The organism is Actinomadura hibisca NBRC 15177, from assembly GCF_001552635.1.
GTDB lineage: Bacteria > Actinomycetota > Actinomycetes > Streptosporangiales > Streptosporangiaceae > Spirillospora > Spirillospora hibisca.
Genome location: NZ_BCRO01000040.1, coordinates 63,934 through 83,803, shown reverse-complemented (window position 1 = coordinate 83,803; position 19,870 = coordinate 63,934). Strand labels below are relative to the sequence as shown.

Below are 19,870 nucleotides of genomic sequence, written 5' to 3'. Positions count from 1 at the left end.
GTCGTCAGCTTGCAACCAGGCATTCCTCCTCCCTGGCCTGGGCCTCCATGGGGATACATCAGCAACCACAGCAGGTGAAGATATTTCAGGATTCCCGAGACTCTCCCAATATTCCTGGTCTATGTTTTGGTTAGCCGAAGATCGGGGGTTGCTGTGGAGCTCGCGTCTGTTCGGGATCTTTCGCGCCGCCCGGTTCCGGCGACGGTGGAGGAGATTGAGGCGTTTGAGACGGACGTGCTGTCGGGTTTCGTCCTTGCGAGAGCGTCCGCAGGTCTGTCCGACAGCACGGTCCGCAACGATCTGAGTCATCTAGAGCAGGTCAGGGAGTGGTTCGGAGCGCCGTTGTGGGCGATGGAGCCCAAGGATGCCGACGCTTACTTCGGGAAGGTGACGCGCGGCAACTCCCAGGCCACACGGTTGGCCCGCGCACAGAGCCTGTCGACCTACTTCACCTTCCTGGAGTTGCGGTTCCGGGCGGAGCTGCATGAGCTGACGGGCCAGCTCGTGCAGTGTCCGCTGGATGAGATGAACTGGCCGCGGGGCCGCAAGGACATCGGCCTGCGGATCCCGCCGACAGACGCCGAGATCGACGTGCTGTTCGCTGGATGGCGTGCGGAGCTGACGACCTGCCGGAAATTCGCCACGGCCGCTCGGAACTACACCGCGTCCCGGTTAATGTCCCTGATCGGGCTGCGCGTCAACGAGGTCCGCTGCCTGGATCTGGACGACATGCGGTGGGAACTGGGCCGGTTCGGCAAGCTTCATGTGCGGTTCGGTAAGGGCAGCCAGGGAAGCGGCCCGCGCCAGCGGGTCACTCCGCTGATCAACGGCGCGGACCGGTTGCTGCGCTGGTACATCGAGGATGTGTGGGGCCTGTTCGACGAGGACCACACCCGCCCCGGCGCCCCGCTGTTCCCCTCCGAACGCCGCAACGCCGATGGATCGGCCGCACGGGTGAGCCCCGAGTCCTACCGGCGGGGCCTGAGGGAAGCTGCGCAGGTCCACCTACCGCACTGGGTGGACCTGCTGACTCCGCACGTGCTGCGCCACTACTGCGCCTCGCAGCTGTACGGGGCGGGCATGGATCTGATCGCGATCCAGGAGCTGCTCGGACACTGGTGGATCACCACCACAATGCGGTACGTGCATGTGCACCAGACTCATGTCGAGGACGCCTGGATCGCCGGCCCGCAGCGCGCCGCCGCCCGGATGGAAGGACTGCTGGGATGAGATGGAACCTGCGGCTGGCCGCCGCCAACCGCGGCATCTGGAAGGCCAGTGAACTCCAGCGCATGCTCGCCGAACACGGCCTGGTGATCAGCTCCGGCAAGATGTCCGGGCTGTGGTCGGGCCAGCCGATCAGCGTCAAGCTCTCCGACCTCAACATCATCTGCGCGGTCCTTGGCTGTGGTGTTGATGAGCTCCTGATCCCCGAACCGGACAAGGTCCACAAGACCACCGACCAACAGCCCCAGGAGCAGACCGGCACCGGCCCGGAGACCGTCACTCCCCGCCCGCGCACCGGCCGCTCGTTGCCCCCGGTGTGAACCAGCACCTCGAACGCCCCATCGACAGCTGTCGCTTGTGCCTGGGCTGAGGCCCGATCTATCCGGCCACCGGGCGCTGCACCCCCTGCCAGGGGCGCGGCAGCTGGAAACGGATCGACTGTATCGGCTGCGGCCGAAGGGCACCCGCGCTCAATGGCTACTGCCGGATGTGCCGCGGCCAGGCCATGCGGGAGCTCGGCCTCGCCAAGATCCGAGGTCCGCTCCCCGTCGGCCTTCGGCTGGACCATTGGCAGTTGCATCTCCTGCTTGGTGTCGACCTCCGCGGCGAACGGGCTCAGGGCCCGCCCGCATCAGCTCCTCCCGTGACCTGGCAGGTCCCCGGGCAGCTTCCGCTGTTCTCCGCCCGTCCTGATTTCACCCGCTTCGACCGCGCTCGGCACACCAACCTCGACAACCCGACCCTCATCCACGCTCTGGCTGTCCTTGAGGAGATCTGCCAAACCCGTGGCTGGTCGCGCTACCTCCGCAAAGAGATCGTCCGTGCGCTGAAGGTCCTGCTGTCTGGGCAGGCTCCCGGGGACATCGTCCTGTTCTCCGGTGTCGTTCAGGTCGACAAGCTCGGGCACAACGTCTCACGCACCGCCGAGGTCCTGCACGAGCTCGGCCTGCTCCACGATGACCGCGCCGACACCTTGGGTGACTGGCTCGAACGCCGAGTCCGCCAACTGGCATCCGGCATCGCCGATGACGTACGCGCGTGGACCCATGAACTCCGGCACGGCAGCCCCCGTCGCCAACCACGCAAGGAAGGCACCGTCCGCACCTACGTGATGGCGGCCCACCCTGTCCTTCTCACCTGGTCGGCCACCCGCACCACGCTGCGCGAGATCACCTCCGACGACGCCCACACTGCGCTCTCTGGCATGACCGGATCCCACCGGCGTCGCACGGCCGTCGCCCTGAGATCGCTGTTCCGGTTCTGCAAGCGCACACACCGGATCTTCCGCGACCCCACTGTCCGCCTCAGCGGCGGACCCAGCAACCCCTCCCTGCCCGTCCCGCTCCCCGACCAGCTCCTGGCAGAGGCCGCCCGTCGCGCTACGACGCCGGCCGCCCGCTTGGTCCTCGCCCTGACTGCAATCCACGCCGCCCGCCCCACAACGTTGCGGCACCTGCTCCTGGACGACGTCGACCTGGCCAACCGGAAGATCACCATCAACGGACACACCCGTCTCCTGGACGAACTGACCGCCCACCTGATCGCCGAGCACTTGACCCACCGTCGCGACCGCTGGCCTCATACACTCAACCCACACCTGTTCCTCAGCGAGCAGAGCGGCCACGACCAGAAGCCGATGACCGAATGGTGGTTCAACAAGCAGCTCCGCGGACTCGGCATCACGATCAACCAGATCCGCATGGACCGACAGCTCGAAGAAGCCTCACATACGGACCCGACCCACTCCATCTCAGCGCAGTCTTCGGCATCAGTGAAACCGCAGCTATCCGGTACACCGACGCGGCCCGACACCTACTAAGCAACCCAGGCGAAGATTCTCACGAGGGGTAGCCTGACGGCCACGAGCACCGACTGCCTCGCCGCCCGCAGGACATGGGACCACGAGCGCAGTCCAAACCGATGACACGCGGTCAGCGGAATGAGAGTGCGCCTGCCGTCCGGAGCCGTCGCGGGAGCCAAGGAGAGCTGTCGACTGGCTGTCACCATTCAGTACTTGGGGTGAGCTTCGGTCAGCCAGGACCTGATGCCAGCGAGCAAGTGTATGCCGGTCGGACTGACAGTGAGTAACATGCCTAATCTTCGAACAGTTATTCAGCTCAGCCCAAGTTTCGGTAGGCTACGCTGCGCCAAAACACGGTGAGGGAGCTCAACGTTGCGTCTGGTGGCAGACCGGTATGTCGTCGGAACCGAGCCCGAGCGCATCGGCGGTCAGGGCAAAATCCTCAAGGCGTTCGACGCCGTGGATGGAGCCCAGGTCGCCCTAAAACTCATTTCTCGGCATGAGGCCGACGAGATCCAGAAAGAGTATTTTCGCCGCGACGTCGAGGCCCTCTATCTGCTGGATCACCCCAACATCGTTTCATTGCGCGCCTTCGGCGAAGACGAGCACGAGGATGCGTTCTATCTGGTCATGCCCTGGTTCGACAAGAACCTGCCCGGCGTTCTGCCTGAGGACGGTGATCTGGGTTGGGACGACTTCGCCGAGCAATGGGGGCTTCCGCTGGTCGAGGCGCTGGCACACGCGCATCAGCGAGACGTCGTTCACCGCGATGTCAAGCCCGCGAACATCCTGATTGCTGAGGACGGCACCCCCAAGCTGGCCGATTTCGGCATCAGCAAGATCCGTAGTCAGATGGTCGCGGGGCTCACACTCGTCGAGCACTTCTCGCGTCCGTACGCGCCGCCGGACCGGCAGGGCATGGCTAGCGCGAGCCGGGACGTATGGGGCTTCGCCGCGACCGCATTACGTTGCCTGACCAGCGGCCCGTTCGACGACTACCCCGACATCCCGGCAGCCTTGGCCGACATCGATGTGCCGCCACAGGTACATGAACTGCTCGCCCAGTGCACCAGCCCGGACCCGCTGACGCGGCCGCAGAACGCAGTGGTGTTGCGCAGTCGGCTACGGGAGATTCAGTCCAGCCGTCAACGCCGTTTCTCGACGTACACCCACCGACTGCAACTGCGAGTCAGCGAGGACGCCGCCCGGAGGCTGGTCGCTCCGCCGCTGAATCGTGACTCCGACGCGGTCGAACAGGCCCTTGCGAGCGAACTGGCCCAGGGCGCCCATCTGCTGAGGTACACCGATGGCGCCGGGAACGTGTCGATCGACACATTGGAGCTGATCGGTCGGGAGCGCCGGTTGCGGCTCGCCGTGCAGCCCGACCGGCCCGAGCTTATCCTGACCAAGGTCAATGACGACGCCGAGTCGGTCCTTGAGGGGCTGCGTCGGCGAGGCTGGCCGGTCAGCGATCAGATCGTATGGACGACGCGTTCCCAGCCGCCCGCAGCGGCCATGGCGGCCAAGGAACTAGTCCTCGCCGGCGTCGACGACCATTACATCCGGTTGGACGACGAGAAGCACCGCCGGGCCGAGAACATGATGTTCGACAAGTGGATCGACCTGCTCGAAGCGAAGGAGGATCTGGAACTCGAGCGGGAGACACCATTGGCGTACAAGTCAATCGACATTGATGGCCGTCGTGTCAAGTTCTACCTCCGCGAGGTCAGCGACTCCGACCTTCTGGGGCAGGAACGGGTCTGCCGCGGACCGGCGGGTCGGCCCGTCGGCGGTCCCGGCGTCGTGATCGAGCAGGAAGATACGACCATCACGCTCGCCTACCCGAGAAAGATCAAGAGCCTGCCGCATGCCGGTGAACTCGCGCGGCACATCGCACCGACTGCGTCGGCGTTGCGTCGGCAGCGCGAAGCCGTCGTCAACGTCCGCGCAGGAATCTCGGTCCGCCCCCAGCTACGCACGCTACTGCTCGACCCCACACGGATCGCTGTCCCAAGCTCCCGAGTGATCGACAAGTGGTCGGGCAGTGCGCTGGACGACGACAAGAAGACCGCGGTCTCGGCGGCGATGGGCAGCGGCGATTTCTTCCTGCTCGAGGGGCCACCGGGCACCGGCAAGACGAGCTTTATCACCGAACTGGTGCAGCAGGAGTTGGCCCGCAAGCCTGACGCACGGATCCTGCTAGTCAGCCAGGCCCACGTCGCAGTCGACAACGCGCTGGTAAGGCTCGCCGAAGCTGGCGTGGAACGTCTGATCAGGCTCGGCAAGGACGACGACCCGCGGATCGCCGCTGAGGCCCGTAAGCATCTACTCGATCAAAAGATGCCTGGGATGATCCGTGAGGTCCGGCAACGGGCCGGAACTGAACTGAAACGACGCGCCACCGCGCTCGGCGTGGATCTCGGGCATGTGGAAGGTGCTGCGGCGATCCTGGAGCTGATCGAGGCGCTACGCGAACTTGGCAATGCCCAAGCCCGGCTCGACGGCCTCGACACAAGGTCCGGCAACACGAACGGGCGGCTGCCCGATTTGGGAGAGCAGGACACCGAAGCGCAGACCGCCTCGCTCAACGAGCGTATCCAAGCGCTCGGCGACCGAATCGACGATCTGCGCGAGCGGGCCAACCTGGTCCTGGATGGAGATCTGGACCTGCCGCAGGAACTGACCCTGCAAATCGCCTACGACGCGTTCGACGCCGTCGTTGGCGACGATGAACAGCTACGCAAACTCGTCGACCTTCTGACCCTGCAGGCAGAGTGGTTCCAGCGGATCGAATCGGGCCGCGAACTGGAGGGCGTGGTGCTACGCGCGTCGCGGGTGGTCGCTGGCACCTGCCTGGGGTTCCTGTCGCACCCCGCCGTCCGGGATCTCCAGTTTGACTTGTGCATCCTGGACGAAGCGTCGAAGGCGACCGCGACCGAAACCTTGGTTCCGTTGTCGAGGTCCAAGCGGTGGGTGCTAGTCGGCGACTCCCACCAGCTTCCGCCGATGCAGGAAGAGGTCCTCGACCATCCTGAACTGATGAAGCGGCATGGCCTCGAACGTGCCGATGTCGAACAGAGCCTGTTCCAACGGTTGCTGGACCACGCGCCCGCTGCCGCCAGACACCGGCTGACCCACCAGTACCGAATGGTGCCCGGCATCGGTGATCTCGTGTCTGCTTGCTTCTACGGCGGTCAGCTATTGTCGATGCCTACCAACGCTCTACCCGGTTGGGACGCGCTGTACAAGCCGGTCACCTGGCTGGACACCGGCACAATGGCAGATCGGCGCGAACAAGCCGACGGCACCAGCGTGGTCAACCACTGCGAAGTACGCATCATCCGCCGCGCGATTACCACCCTGCGCGCAGCAGTGGAGAAAGGCGCGATCACACCACCATCCGGCAGACCGTTGCGGGTGCTGGTGCTGACCGCCTACGGCAAGCAGAGGGAACGGCTACACCACGCCGTCGCCGGCCCGCGATCAGAAAATCTGGAGATCGAGGTCAATACGGTCGACGCCGTGCAGGGACGCGAAGCCGACATCACGTTCTACTCCGTGGTCCGCAGCAACAAACAGCGCAAACTAGGGTTCCTCGGACCGCTGCACTGGCGGCGCATCAACGTAGCCCTGTCCCGGTCGCGGTACGGCCTGGTCATCGTCGGCGATGCCCCGTTCTGCGAATCTATGCCCGGCCCGCTGAGCAAGGTGCTGACCCACATTCGGCGCCACGACGCCACCTGCAGGATCGGAGACGCGAGCAATGGCTGACGCCACCGTCATCGCGGCGCGCCGCTACAGCGACCAGCACCCCGGCTACCGGCTTGCCTACGCCGGCGAAGCGGCCGTGCCGGTGTCTCTACTCACTCTCGACGTACTAGCGCAGCAGCGCAAAGAGCTTCCTCTGGTGGACGAGTTCGTGCTGCGACTGGCCGACCACGGCATCCACAAAATCAGCAACATGGCGGCCGTGCTCGGCATCGATACACCGACCGTCTCAGACGCCGTCGTGCACCAGTTGTCGGCCGAAACCATCGAATACCGACCAGACAGTTTGGGGGGACGCAAGGTTCTGCTGACCTATGGCGGCCAGCGTGCGGTCGAGGAACTGTCCACGGTCACCCCGCAACGCACCGAGTACCAGACGGCGTTCGACCGGCTGCTGTGGAAACCGATCCCACACAGCCGGTCCGATCTAGTTGCTCGAGCCGACGCCGAAGGGCTGGGCATGCTGGTTCTGCCGTCCGCTCGCACTGCGGAGGTGGCCACCAGCGACGTAACCCCGCGGCGGCTTAACTTGTTGCTGCACCAAGCCCAGCAGGACAACGGCCACCCGGAACTCGAAGTACTCAGCGTCGAGGCGATCACCCGCCAGCCGCGGCTGTACCTGCCCGCCGTGCTGCTGGTCTTCATTTCGGACACAGCCGACGACCAGCGCTTCAATCTCGTCGTCGACGACACGCTCAGTGAGTCCCACGACAGCGCGCTGCACCAGGTAGGCGGGCTAGAACGGACCAGGATCCAGATAGCGCCCGCCGTCGGCGAACCGGACCTGCCAGCACCGCTGCGTCACCAGCGCACACCCTACGATGTGGTCCGCGACCTGCAACGCCGGGCCGACACCCCGCCACCAGCCGATGACGGCACACCAGTCACGGTCTCGCCGGGCACCAAGGAGCACGAAAGCGTCACCGCACGGGCCGAACTGGACGCCCTGACCGTGCGCTCCGTCCCGCTGTTCGAGCACCGGGAGCTGCTGATGACTGCGCTTGATACGGCCCGCACTAGATTCCTACTGGCCGCACCGTTTGTGCGAGACGCGGTGGTCACCGGCGACTTCCTGGCCAAACTGGAGACCATGCTGCGCCAGTCGGGCCTGACCGCCCATATCGGCTATGGCCTCGGCCACGATCTCACGCACAGCGATAACACTGCTCTCGGTCGGCTGCGCACGCTTGCCCGCCGATACCCTCGGCTCACAGTGGCCCACATGCCGGAGCCGGGCACTAATGTTCTGATCTTCGATGACACCTGGGTCAACAGCGGCTTCGACTGGCTGTCGTTCCGTGACCAGCCCACACACACCTACCGACCGGAGGAAGGCACGCTCGTACGCGACAAGGCGCACGTCGACGAGCAGTACAGCCATTATGCAGAGCTGATCACTCGAGCCGACGCGGCGATCAAGCGCTGAGAGTCTCAGCATCCGGAGGCCGCCGTGATGGGGCCAAGAAACGTGCGGAGAACCACCGACCGGGACACTCGAGGCGAGACATACCTGCTTGACCGGGACGCCCTCAACGGCCAACTCGGCCATGAGAGCGAGGCGGACTCTTGGGGACACGACTCGCAACGAGTTATAGGTTTACCTTCATTGGCACAAGCGGAATTTCGAGCGGCGTATGCCCCACAGCCGAGACCATAACTTCGCCCCATCCTCACCTCTTGGGCGAGGAGTTACGCACGGTGTAATACCCCTGCAACAGTAGTCGGCTTGTCCGCGGCCATGCGGTTCAAGAAGGACGGGACCTGGTTGTCGACGGCGGCCTTGTGAGCCTACGGCGCGAGGTGTTCTCCATCCGCAAGTGGAACCATCTGCTCCACGCTGACGGGCTCGACGGCCAGATGGCCCGACGGGCTGCGGCAGAAAGAACGGTCGCTGGTGCTGGCGCGCCGATCGGACATCCAGGCGTCACCCGGCGCGCCGGAGCTTCGCGTCCGCCGTCTGACCCGCAAGGTCGTTCGTCCTCCCTCGCTGCGCTCGGTCCGGGCGCTCCACCTTGACGTGCCGATGCCGTCGGCCGCGCTCCGACAGACTGCGCCGGGCTCGCCCGGAAACCATCATGGATGGAGCAACAACCAGTTCACCTCAACTCTCTTGACCGCACCCCTTGCCATCCGGCACAAGGCGCAAGTTCCCGCCGTCAGCCCCTCAGTAATCATGAACTTGCACAGGACTCGCCGACACGCTCGTTGAGCATCCCGACGTGTACAGGTTCTCCCATCAGGCCGCCGAGCAACTCGGCCTGCCAGTACACCGGGTATGCGACGGCCGGACTCCCTTCGAACTGTTCCGCGACGTCCGTTTTCTGGGCAACAACCGCATCGCCCCGTGCTCACGACTGCTCAAGCAAATCCCTGCGCGCCGCTGGTTGGAGAACGCGATCGGTGATCCGGCCAACGCGGTCCTGTACGTCGGGATCGACCATGCCGAAGAGCACCGCACCGCCTCCATCACCCGGGGCTGGACACCCTGGCGCGTGCAGTACCCGATGTGCGACAAGCCCCATCTGACCAAGGAAGAGATGCTCGACTGGGCGATCAGCCTCGGCCTGCGCCCGCCCGCACTGTACTACCCGCCCTACTCCCTGCCCCACGCCAACTGCGGCGGTTTCTGCGTCCGCGCCGGCATCCGCCAGTGGCGGCACATGCTCACCGTCGACCCGCACGGATTCGCACGCGTCGAGGCAGAGGAAGAGGAGCTGCGTGCCGAGCTCGGCGACGTCGCGATCCTCCGTGACCGACGCGGTGGTTACTCCCGGCCCCTCCCCCTAGCGCAGCTCCGTCAACGCGAAGCCGCCTGAACTTCAACCCGGCCCCTCGCCACCACCAGCGAGCGGCTGGGCCTTCTGCACTCGCGCCTCACTGAGGAGAAAGACACCGCTTTCATGCAGATCCTCGATCTCGCGCTCCAGTACGCCGCGATCGGCTGGCCCGTTTTCCCCTGCCGACCGAACGGGAAGGCACCGCTCGCCGAACACCTGGACCATTCCGATCACGTGGTAGGCGCTGTCCACGGCTTCCATGACGCCACCACCGACCCGGACGTCATCCGGAGCTGGTGGGGGCGCTGGCCGACCGCCAATCTGGCCTGGCCCACCGGCGAGCCCACCGGCGACGTCCTCGACATCGACGTCCGCCCCACCGGATCCGGATGGGCCGCCCTCAACCGGCTCAAGCGCGCCGGCCTCATCCCCCCGCCTCGGGCAGCCGCGCAGACCCCCAGTGGAGGGCTCCACCTCTACTTCCCCGGCACCTCGCAACCCTCCAGCGCCCTGCCCGCTCATCACCTGGACTTCAAAGCCGCAGGCGGCTACGTCCTCGCGCCGCCGTCGGCCATCAACGGCCGCCCGTATCAATGGATCGACCTCACCGACCAAGCCCCTTCCGCTCCCCTCGATTGGGCTGCGATCCGGCAGGTCCTCGTCCCTGCGTCGCCTCCGCAGCTCATCAAACGTCCTGCTTCGAGAGGCGGTATCACCGCCCTTACCCGGGCCGTCGCCCGCACCCCGGAGGGCAACCGGAACAGCATCTTGTTCTGGGCTACCTGCCGCGCCGTCGCCGAGGGCAACACCGAACTCACCGCGCTCCTCGACGCCGCCGTCCACGCCGGCCTCCCCGAGACCGAAGCGCGACGCACCATCGCCAGCGCCCGACGCCGCGTCACCCCGGCCGCTCGCGCATCCACGACGGCCTCTGCCAGCTGACCTCGACCAGCACACCTGTCTGAGGCGCTATCGAAGCCGCTCTCTGCTGATCTTGTTTGGAGAACCAGCCGTGCACGACGGTTCCACCACCGACCAGCCCACCCCTGCAGAACAGGAGCACGCTCCCTCAACCTCTGACCGCCCGGTCTCGCGCCGGATCACCGCCGATCACCTGATCCTCACCGCGGCTGCCCTGTCCTTCGTGGCCTCGATCAGCATCGCCGCGGTCATCTCCTACAAGCACGCCCACCGGTTCGCCCTCGCCTACGGCCAGACCGGCATCGACGCCCAGACCTTCCCCCTCACCGTCGACGGCCTGGTCGCGACCTGCTCCCTGGTGATCCTCAACCGCATCCGCAAGAACCGCCGGCCCCCGTGGCACGCCTGGGCACTGCTGATCGTCGGGATCATCGCCACCGTGTCCGCCAACGTCCACAGCGGTCTGGCCTACGGCCCCATCGGCGCCATCGTCGCCGGGTGGCCCGCCCTCGTGGCCGTCGGCTCCTTCGAACTCCTCATGCGCCTACTGCACGACACCCGCACCACCCCGGACACCCAGGACCGTTCCGCCGCGTCCGCGCCCTCGGCCGATCCCGCTCCCCTCTCCGACCAGGACGGCCAGGAGCTCCCCGATCTCGTCCCCGATCTCGTCCCTGAGATCGTCGGCGCCGCCCTGCGCTACGCCGGGGACCTGGCCGAGGGAGCCGAGCCCTCGATCCGCCGACTGAAGCGCGAGCTCCACATCGGGCACAGCAAAGCCGCCCGCATCCACCAAGCCCTCACCGCCCGCATCGAGTTCCCGCCCGAGCCCCACCACCCCACCGAGGAAGGCAAGGAACTCACCCCCGCCGCTTGATCCCTCACCCCTCCGTTCGCCCGTGGCCCCGCACCGTCTTTTCGGTGGCGGGGCCACGGGCCTTCCTGACCCAGGAACACCACGATGAACCCTGCAGCCCCTTCTCCGCGCCCCAAAAAGCTCCTGACCAGCGGTAACCGCAACCTTCGTCGCGACGGCATCTACAGCTGGACTATCCCGGCCCTCTCTGCTCGCCTTCCCGACGGCTCCCTCTTCCGCACGTGCCCTGCGGCCCACGGGTGCGCGAGCCTTTGCTACGCCCGAACGGGGAGCTATATGTTCCCCGCTGCGAAAACCGCCCACCTGAGGAATCTCCTCTACGTTCTGGAGGATCCTTCGGGCTGGGAAAACGCGATGATGGCGGAACTGGCCCGGCCGGTCATGGAAGGAAAGAAGGTACGCCTGCACGACGCCGGCGATTTCTTCTCCGATTCCTACACGACCTTGTGGCTCAGAATTATCCGCGCCAATCCACATGTCTACTTCTACGCCTACACCAAAGAGGTTGACCGGTACCGGAGATTGATCGAACCCGACCCTCCGGAGAACTCCGGATGGGTCCTTTCCCTCGGGGGCCGCGAAGATGAGCTCATCAACTTCCGAAGGGACCGCGTAGCGGACGTCTTTCCCACCGAGGCCGACATCCTCGCGGCAGGCTACCACCCGCAGACCGAGTCCGACCTGCTGGCCGTTCTCGGGCCTACACCGGTCGGCATGACGATCAACAATCACCCTCACCTGCGTAGAAAGCTTGGCCTCCGCAGCTTCGGGAGCCTCCAAGCGGAACTGTCGGCCCGCCGGCCCTCCCGCCAACAATAGCTACCGCCCGGCATGGGCGATTCTCGCGGCCACGGGCCTTGCCCGCTAGGTCGTTCGTCCGCGCGCTCGTTCCTCGCGCTGCGGGCGCTCCACCTTGCGGTCCGGCCCAAGTCGGCCGCGTCCGCCCACACGCCGGACGGCATCCCAGCCGACCTTTCAGAGTCGGCGACACCCAGCCAAGGAGCCACCACTATGCGCCTTTCCGATATCAACACCCTCGAATCAGGGACACCTCTCCTTCTCAGAGATGGAAGCCAAGCACAGTTTGAGAGCATCAGCATCGAAGACGCCGGCCCCCGCGTCATCGTCTCCTTCGCCCATGGAGGAGGAATGTTGATGCCGGCGAAGCGGATCCGCTGCGTCGATCCTCACCCGCCCATCTGGGAGACATCGACCCACATCGACGGCCTGACGCGCATCAAGCACATTCACCACGAATTCGGCCTCACGGGGCCATACGGTGCCGTCACACTCTCAACGAGAACTCGCCACGGCAGCACCCACCAGCCATCGGCCGGGAACGCGCGAATGGCCAACGTGGCACAGTGCCGCCTCATTGGAACCCCCTGCACCAACTACGCGATGACCGCCCAAACAGTCCAGAACATCATCTGGGAGTGGGAGGACGCAGGAAGAACCGATGACGCCATGTTCGCCGCGCTCGAACGCGAATGGCAATCTTTTCTCCGCGGCCCTCTCAACGCTCAAGATTGGTGACTATCGTGAGTGACGCCGACCATGAAGTCAGATGGGCACAGTACTGCGCCGACGTCGAACGCCGCTGGCGCGAGGCCATGCGCGTACCGGATCCCGAAGAGGTCAAAGCCGCCGAACACCGTCTCGGCATGGACAAGTGGCGCTGCGGCAGATGCGCATGGCTCTGCCAGAACCCTCACCCGAACATGTACGAGCGCCAGGTCGTCTCCCATGACAAGCGCCATACCGAGTTGGAGGCCCTCTCAGACGACCAGTTGATCCACCGATACGTCATGTCCGAGATTGTCGTGAACGAATTCGACAACCGAATCGGCTATGCCGAGCTCACCAAACGCGGTTACGACACCGCCAAGATCCCACGCCCTCGCTACTCGATGTTGGGATGGTGCTAAGAACAGCAGCCAGCGACCTGCGCGCCCAACTCCGCTGCTCAGCCTATGGGTGGTTATGCCGCGACTGGTAACGAGTGACGAGGGGCAGAAGGCCGCACCGTTTTGATCCGGATGCGTGGCGCGGCTGTAGCCCAGCGGCTACCGCCGCGCTTCCAGCAGAATGGTCGCGCCTGCCGAAGATCAGGGTTTGCGGCCAATGCCGCCGTGGGCGTCGACGGGCACCGGGTCGGCGGTGGTGGGACGCCATTGGTGGATGGGGACGATGCCGGGAGGCAGTACTTCCAGGCCGTCGAAGAACGCGGTGATCTGGTCGGGGTGGCGCAGCTTGTAGGGGACCGCTCCGGTGTCGTCGTAGCCTTCCTGGGCCGAGAGCAGGTCGGGGTTGGTGGCAGTGCCGTCGTACAAGGCCAGGAAGCTGCCAGCCGGGACGCCTTGCATGAGGTCGCCGATGATGGTGCGGGCCTGGTCGTGGGTGGCGATGTGGCCGAGGATGCCCATCAGCATCACCGCGATCGGCTGGTCGAAGTCCAGCAGGTTCCTGGCGCGCTCCAGGATGAGGTCGGGTCGGCGCAGGTCGGCCTCGATGTATTGGGTGGATCCTTCGAGGTTGCTGGTCAGCAGCGCTTCGGCGTGGGTGAGGACCAGCGGGTCGTTGTCGACGTAGACGATGTGGGCGCGGGGGTTGGCCCGCTGGGCGACCTGGTGGGTGTTGTTCTCGGTGGGCAGGCCGGTGCCGATGTCCAGGAACTGGGCGATGTGGTGGTCGGCGGCCAGGTGAGTGACGGCGCGGCCGATGAAGGCGCGGGAGGAGCGGGCCAACTCGAAGATGCCGGGGAAGGTCTGGGCGTATTCGTCTCCGGCCCGTTGGTCGACGGGGAAGTTGTCCTTGCCGCCCAGCCAGTAGTTCCAGATGCGGGCCGAGTGCGGGACGGTGGTGTCGATGCCGCCGTCGTCGACGTTCAGCTCCCCGAGCTCCTCGGTGGCCGCCGTCCAGGAGTTCCGCTGCTGCTCGCTCATCGTGCCTCCGCGTGTCCCGATGTCACGCATCGGGCTCGCCGGGACGCGTCGGCAACTCACGAACTCCCTCTTTTTCGCTATGGGGGTGCTGTTTCCCGATCACTTCGGCATGGCAGGCCGATTTGATCGGGAAAAGAGGAAGGCGGGTGCCGCTCAGGGGGTAGGTGTCAGGGACTGGGTGCGCGTGTGGGCGGGCACGTGCGTGAAGGCGTGTGTGAATCTCACTGTTCCCGCCATGACACCAGGAAATGCCTGCCGGTGCACGGGCTGCGGCCGTGTTGGCTACAACTGGTCAAGAATGTCCAGCAGCACGCGGATGCTTTCGGCGCTCTTGTGCGCCTGGCGGGCCAGCCGGGAGAACTGGGCGGACAGTCCCGCCACGACCTCGGGGTCGTGGTGGCAGTGTCCCCATCCCGGGTGCTCCACATAGGCGGCGTCGGCGTAGCCGGGGTCGGCGAACCGCAGGAGGGTCACCGCCCCGGAGTGGATGCGGTCGGCGGCCTGGTCGTCGATGATCCGCAGATTCACGTGGGGGTGGGCGGCCATGGCGATCAGGTGTTTGATCTGCTCCCGCACCACCGCGCGCGGCAGGTCTTCGGCCAGGAGTGCACGGATGCTGATGACGGCCCACAGGCCCGGCGGCTGGTCGCGGTGCAACATGACCTGCTGGCGCAGCGTCCGCAGGTCCACCAGGCGCTTGCGCTCGCCGGGTTCAAGGTCGGGCCGGTCGACTGCGAGGGCGTGGTGGGCGTAGTCGGCGGTCTGCAGCAGCCCCGGCAGCCGGTAGGGGGCATAGGTGTTGATCTGCGCCGAGACGGGCTCCAGCGACAGGTAGGGCCGGAACCAGTCACTGACCACGTCGGCGAACGCGCTCCACCACACATCCTGCGTGGTGTGCTTGGCCGTGCGGATCAACTGCTCCAGCGCCGCCGCCCGCGAGGCACCGGTGTGCTGGCCCCCCGCCACCGGCCCGGCCGCCGGTGCGGCTGCCACCTCAGGCTCTGGCTCGGTCTCCTGTTCGCCGACATCGGCGGTCCTGGAACCGCCGTGGGCGCCGCCAGGCGCACCGGACGCGGGAGGTGGCGGGGCGGCGGGCAGGGGAGGGATCTGGACGTCGGGCGCGGGCATCTCCTGCTCCAGGCGCTGATGGTAGTCACGGAGGACTTCCAGGGAGACCATCTGGTCGACGGGCCGCCCCGCGGTCTCGGCGATGTCGACCAGCACCGCCCACAGCGACGCCACCTGCCCCCAGCGCGGAACACGCCGGCGCGGCAGCTTCAACAGATCGCCGACGGTGGACTTGGGAAGTTCCTCCACCACGAAGTCGTCAACGAGCCGGCCGGCGGCGTGGAGCTTCTCAGAGCGCCGAGTGATTTCACGCAACGACGCTTTGTCCGCAATGCCGCGATTGTGCCGCAAGGGCGTAATGATAGCGGCGTTGATAGTGCCAAGATCGTCGTCTGTCATCGGGCGTCCATTCAAAGCGAAGCGACATCGATGCCTCCCCGCAGGCAGCGACCATCGTGCCATCAGATCCGCGTCAAGCTTGGTCACACGACGCAAATTTCCCAAGTCGTTTTAGGAGCACTCGAAAACGTCTTTTGTGGAACGTCCGTGAAGGCGAGCACTCCAGCGGCCCTTCGGGTTGCGGAGCCATGGGTTACCCGGACGTAGAGCTACCCGGACGTAGCGGCGGCCGGACGTCCGGGCTTGGGCCAGGTCATTGCCGCGCCGCAGTCCAGCCCCCACAGTGGTTGCACCGCATTCGGAGACGGTCTGCAACCAGACGATCACCGGATGGCGGGTCTTTCTTATGAACCCTGGCTGAACTGGCATTCCCGGTGAACGCCGCTCCGTCGCACGCTCGAACGTCCTCGAACGGTCAGGGCGCACCCGGGTCGGCTCAGGAAGTGGCAGTCCACCGCGGGTGGCCAGGTCAGTGAAATCGGAAAGGAAGCCAGATGCCCACTCCTCGATCCACTCACCGGTGCAGGCCGGCGCCTGCCAAGCGCTCTTCCCTGCCGCAGGTCGCCGCGTTGGAGCCGGGGCCCGCTGACCGGGCCCAACCGAACACCAGCGCCCTCCGCAAGACGGAGCCGTTCGCTGGCCTGGCCGCCGGATCGGTCAACTCGCCGGCGCCCGCCAGCGCGTGGCATGGCCGGGCCAGCCGCCCAGGTCCCGTTCGGGCGGCCGTCGCCCCCAAGACCACCGCGCTCCTGCGCACCTTGTGGCGGGCGCGGATCCGATGCTGCACCACCACCACGCTCATCGACCGCTGGGCCGACCAGCAGCCGCTCGACCCGCGTCCCGCGCCCTCGGCATCCGCAGCGCCCACCGCAGGGACCGCGCTGGCGGCGAACCCGGCCGTGCCCGCCGCACCGACCACCAGGAGCCGCTCATGACCACCTCGCTGCCCCCCGCGCCCACCCTCGCCAGCGCCTGCGCTCCTGCCCTGCCATCTTCTCCTCTACTTCGCGAGCTGCCCTCCACCATGTACTCCCTCATCATCGCCACCGACATCCGCGGCTTCGGTGACCAGCGCCGCGGCGCCGACATCCAGCGCCTGCTGCGCCGACGACACCTGGACCACCTCACGTGCGCCTTCGCGATGAGCGGCCTGCCGCTCTTGTGCACCATCCACAGCGAAGACCGCGGCGACGGACGCCTGATGGTGCTGCCCCCGACCGTGCGGGCCGTCACCGTCACCGACCCCCTCATCAACCACCTGGCCGTGCTGATGCGCCAGTCCAACCGCCTGGCCAGCCCTCTATGCCGCCTGCAAGTCCGCATGGCCATCCACATCGGCGACATCGAACGCGACGACCAAGGCGTCCTGGGCCAAGCCCTGATCCACCTCTACCGGCTCCTGGACGCCCCAGCCTTCAAAGCCGAACTGGCCGCCGCTCCCGGCTCGGCCGACCTGGGAGTGCTGCTGTCAGAACAGGTCCACCAGGACGCCGCCACCGGCCTGGACCCCAACGCCTACCGCCCGCTGCACATCACCCACAAGGAGACCACCGCCACCGGTTACCTGTGGCTTCCACCCCACTACCCCACCCACCCCTGACCCGCCAGGCAACGCTCGCCTCCCGGGCGAAGGACGCGCCGGTGAAAGAGTACGCGCCGACGAAGAACGCCTCTGTCGCTCCGGACAAGCCGTCCGCGTCGTAGAAGCCTGGCGCTGCGCAAATGCTGCGGCCCTGGCCGGACAAAGCTGAGATTCTGTCCGGCCAGGACCGCACGGCGGTATGTTTCTGGCGTACTCGACCGTCCCCTATAACGAACCTTCTTTTCCGCGCTCACGCAGCGCGGACTCCAGGTTTGCGCGCACGCGGCGGGTCACCGGCCCTGCGCCCCTCTTTCAGGAACCTCTGCAGGTGCGCGAGGATGAGCCTGGCGAGGTGGATGGACTGGAGTGTATTCCGGGGAGCCGGTGAAGCTGAACGACCTCAATTACAGGACTCTGACAAGTTTCGTCAGATGTCTTCCCGCTGTGTCAGAGGGACCGCGGGGGCAGTGTGCCGGGAAATCGGCGGGGCCGGCCAGCGTCCCGCCCGTACGGCCGTCGGCCGGGAGCCCGGTGCGCGGGGTCCCGGCCGACGGCCGTACGGGGGTCAGATCAGGCCCATGACCCGGTCCACCTCGATCTCGATCACCACCAGGCCCGGAGGCTGGGGCGGGGGGCTCCAGTACCGCTTGGCGTAGTGGCGCGCCCCCTCCCGGACCCGGGCCGGGTCGCTGACGACCGTGGCGTGGCCCTCCAGCGAGATCCAGTTCGGGCCGGCCGTCTGGCAGAGCGTGACCCGGCCGCCCGGCGCGGCGAGCAGGTTCTTCGCCTTGCGCCGGGTCGCCGCGGTCATCACCCGGGCCAGACCCGCCTCGCCGTCCCAGGTGAAGCGCACGGGCGTCACATGGGGGGAGCCGTCGGGGCGGAGCGTGGTGAGGGTGCACAGGTGATTCTCGGCGAGGAAGGCGTCCGCCGCCGGGGACAGCCGCTGGGTCGTCATGCGGGTCGGTCCGTTCCTCAGGCGTGGGTGGGAGCGGTTTCCGGCTGCTCCGCCTTGGTGAAGGGCAGCAGGATCAGCGTGAACAGCAGGCCGGCCACCGCGAAGCAGGCGCCCGCGAGGAACGCGTCGTGGAACACCTCGGTGCGCGCGTGGGTCACGCGGGAGGGCACTCCGTCGGCCCACTCGGTCAGCTCCGCCACCCGGCGGAAGGCGTAGGTCGCCGCCACCGCGAGGCCGAGCGCGCCGCCGACCTCCTGCGCGGTGTTGATCAGGCCGGCCGACAGACCCGACTCGTCCTCCTGGGTGCCGGTGAACGCCGACACCTGCACCGGCACGAACGAGAGGCCGAGTCCGAGGCCGGAGAGCAGGAAGGCGGGCAGCAGATCGACCAGGTACGAGGAGTCGGACGGGGCCCGCCACAGCAGGAACATGCCGACAGCAGTGAGCGTCAGACCGGTCACCAGCACCGGTTTGGCGGCGACCTTGGTCATCAGCTGCGAGGCGACGCCCGCGCCGACGGCGACGATCATGGCGAGCGGCACGTAGGCCAGGCCGGTGCGCAGTGCCGACCAGCCGAGGACCTGCTGCATGAACAGGCTGGCGAAGAAGAACAGCGTCACGCAGGTGCCGAGGAGCAGGATCGCGACCACGTTGGCCGCGCGCAGCGGCTTGCGCTTGAACACGCCCAGCGGGATCAGCGGGGCGGCCGCGCGCCGCTCGATGAGCACGAAGGCGATCAGCAGCAGGGCCGAGAGGGCGAAGCCGCCGTAGACGCGGCCCGTCGGCACGTCGGAGTCGCTGACGGTCTGGCCGAGGCTGAAGATGAGCAGCACGAGACCGGCGGTCAGCGTCACGGCGCCGGCCACGTCGAACGAGGAGCTTCGCTCGGCGGCGCGGCTCTCGGCGACGACCTTCGGGGCGAGCAGGGCACAGATCAGGCCGATCGGCACGTTGATGAAGAAGACCCAGCGCCAGCCCGGACCGTCGGTGAGCAGACCGCCGAGGGTCACACCGGCGACGGCGGCGATGCCGCTGAGCGCGCCCCAGGCGCCGAGGGCCTTGTTGCGCTCGGCCCCCTCCTCGAAGTTGTTGGCGAGCAGGGAGAGCGCGGCGGTCGCGATGAACGCGGCGCCGAGACCCTGGGCGCCGCGGGCGATGATCAGCGTGGTGGCGCTCTGGCCGAAGCCCGCGGCCAGCGAGGCGAGAGCGAAGAGGACCAAGCCCGTCTGGAGCATCCGGCGGCGGCCGAACGTGTCCGCCAGCCGGCCGGTCAGCAGCAGGAAGCCGCCGAGCAGCATGCCGTAGGTGGTGACGATGTACTGCAGCGAGGTCTGGGAGATGCCCAGTTCCTTCTCGATCGTCGGCAGTGCCACGTTGACGATCGAGACGTCGAGGAAGGTCATGAAGCCGGCCAGGCAGAGGAAGGCCAGGATGAGGCCGGGTCGTCTGGGCGGCCCCGAGCCCTGGCTGTGGTCGGTGAGGCGCAGGGACTCTTGGGCAGACATGTCGCTCCTGATGAGGTTCACGGAGAGGAGTTCCGGTCGGGC

General features: G+C 66.7%; 16 protein-coding genes. 12 read left to right on the top strand and 4 right to left on the bottom strand.

From position 1 onward, the window contains the following. Positions 1–153: 153 nt before the first annotated feature. The 11 genes from AH6_RS19680 to AH6_RS19630 all read left to right on the top strand — a co-directional run bounded on the left by AH6_RS19680 (position 154) and on the right by AH6_RS19630 (position 13,299). Positions 154–1,230 (top strand): tyrosine-type recombinase/integrase, encoded by a 1,077-nt coding sequence (locus AH6_RS19680; RefSeq protein WP_067481889.1) that lies wholly within the window; start codon positions 154–156, stop codon positions 1,228–1,230. After that, complete coding sequence (locus AH6_RS19675) at positions 1,227–1,547, top strand: helix-turn-helix domain-containing protein (RefSeq protein ID WP_067481887.1); 321 nt, start codon at positions 1,227–1,229, stop codon at positions 1,545–1,547. Before AH6_RS19680 ends, AH6_RS19675 begins: the two co-directional genes overlap by 4 nt. 323 nt (positions 1,548–1,870) lie before the next feature. Next, positions 1,871–3,046: a site-specific integrase gene (locus AH6_RS19670; protein WP_157431584.1), complete on the top strand. Its 1,176-nt coding sequence runs from the start codon at positions 1,871–1,873 to the stop codon at positions 3,044–3,046. Between the two features lie 363 nt (positions 3,047–3,409). After that, positions 3,410–6,799, top strand: coding sequence for an AAA domain-containing protein (locus tag AH6_RS19665; protein ID WP_067481883.1), 3,390 nt, complete (start codon positions 3,410–3,412; stop codon positions 6,797–6,799). Then, positions 6,792–8,222, top strand: coding sequence for a phospholipase D-like domain-containing protein (locus AH6_RS19660; RefSeq protein ID WP_067481881.1), 1,431 nt, complete (start codon positions 6,792–6,794; stop codon positions 8,220–8,222). Before AH6_RS19665 ends, AH6_RS19660 begins: the two co-directional genes overlap by 8 nt. 793 nt (positions 8,223–9,015) lie before the next feature. Beyond that, complete coding sequence (locus tag AH6_RS19655) at positions 9,016–9,612, top strand: hypothetical protein (RefSeq protein ID WP_174555108.1); 597 nt, start codon at positions 9,016–9,018, stop codon at positions 9,610–9,612. A gap of 84 nt (positions 9,613–9,696) precedes the next feature. Beyond that, the gene (locus AH6_RS19650; RefSeq protein WP_067481879.1) at positions 9,697–10,515 is read left to right on the top strand and encodes a bifunctional DNA primase/polymerase; all 819 of its coding nucleotides are present in this window, start codon (positions 9,697–9,699) and stop codon (positions 10,513–10,515) included. Between the two features lie 70 nt (positions 10,516–10,585). Next, positions 10,586–11,371 (top strand): DUF2637 domain-containing protein, encoded by a 786-nt coding sequence (locus AH6_RS44730; RefSeq protein ID WP_067481877.1) that lies wholly within the window; start codon positions 10,586–10,588, stop codon positions 11,369–11,371. A gap of 84 nt (positions 11,372–11,455) precedes the next feature. After that, positions 11,456–12,190 (top strand): GP88 family protein, encoded by a 735-nt coding sequence (locus AH6_RS19640; RefSeq protein WP_067481875.1) that lies wholly within the window; start codon positions 11,456–11,458, stop codon positions 12,188–12,190. A 192-nt stretch (positions 12,191–12,382) separates the two neighbouring features. Next, the gene (locus AH6_RS19635; RefSeq protein ID WP_157431583.1) at positions 12,383–12,907 is read left to right on the top strand and encodes a hypothetical protein; all 525 of its coding nucleotides are present in this window, start codon (positions 12,383–12,385) and stop codon (positions 12,905–12,907) included. 5 nt (positions 12,908–12,912) lie between these two features. Next, positions 12,913–13,299 carry a hypothetical protein gene (locus AH6_RS19630; RefSeq protein ID WP_157431582.1) on the top strand — a complete coding sequence of 129 codons (387 nt, stop codon included), beginning with the start codon at positions 12,913–12,915 and terminating at the stop codon, positions 13,297–13,299. 180 nt (positions 13,300–13,479) lie between these two features. Here AH6_RS19630 and AH6_RS19625 read toward each other — a convergent pair whose 3' ends face one another. Together AH6_RS19625 and AH6_RS19620 are read right to left on the bottom strand one after the other, a co-directional pair. Then, positions 13,480–14,316, bottom strand: a complete 837-nt coding sequence (locus AH6_RS19625) for an SAM-dependent methyltransferase (RefSeq protein ID WP_083983196.1) — start codon at positions 14,314–14,316, stop codon at positions 13,480–13,482. A gap of 282 nt (positions 14,317–14,598) precedes the next feature. After that, the gene (locus AH6_RS19620; protein WP_157431581.1) at positions 14,599–15,783 is read right to left on the bottom strand and encodes a DUF5753 domain-containing protein; all 1,185 of its coding nucleotides are present in this window, start codon (positions 15,781–15,783) and stop codon (positions 14,599–14,601) included. Between the two features lie 931 nt (positions 15,784–16,714). On the opposite strand from AH6_RS19620, the gene AH6_RS19610 reads away from it, so the two are divergent. Further along, entirely contained in the window at positions 16,715–17,383 is a 669-nt protein-coding gene (locus AH6_RS19610) for a hypothetical protein (protein WP_157431580.1), read from the top strand. A 547-nt stretch (positions 17,384–17,930) separates the two neighbouring features. On the opposite strand, the gene AH6_RS19605 is transcribed toward AH6_RS19610, so the two are convergent. Then, complete coding sequence (locus AH6_RS19605) at positions 17,931–18,323, bottom strand: pyridoxamine 5'-phosphate oxidase family protein (RefSeq protein WP_067481859.1); 393 nt, start codon at positions 18,321–18,323, stop codon at positions 17,931–17,933. Between the two features lie 17 nt (positions 18,324–18,340). Then, positions 18,341–19,828, bottom strand: a complete 1,488-nt coding sequence (locus AH6_RS19600) for an MFS transporter (protein WP_067481857.1) — start codon at positions 19,826–19,828, stop codon at positions 18,341–18,343. Positions 19,829–19,870 lie beyond the last annotated feature (42 nt).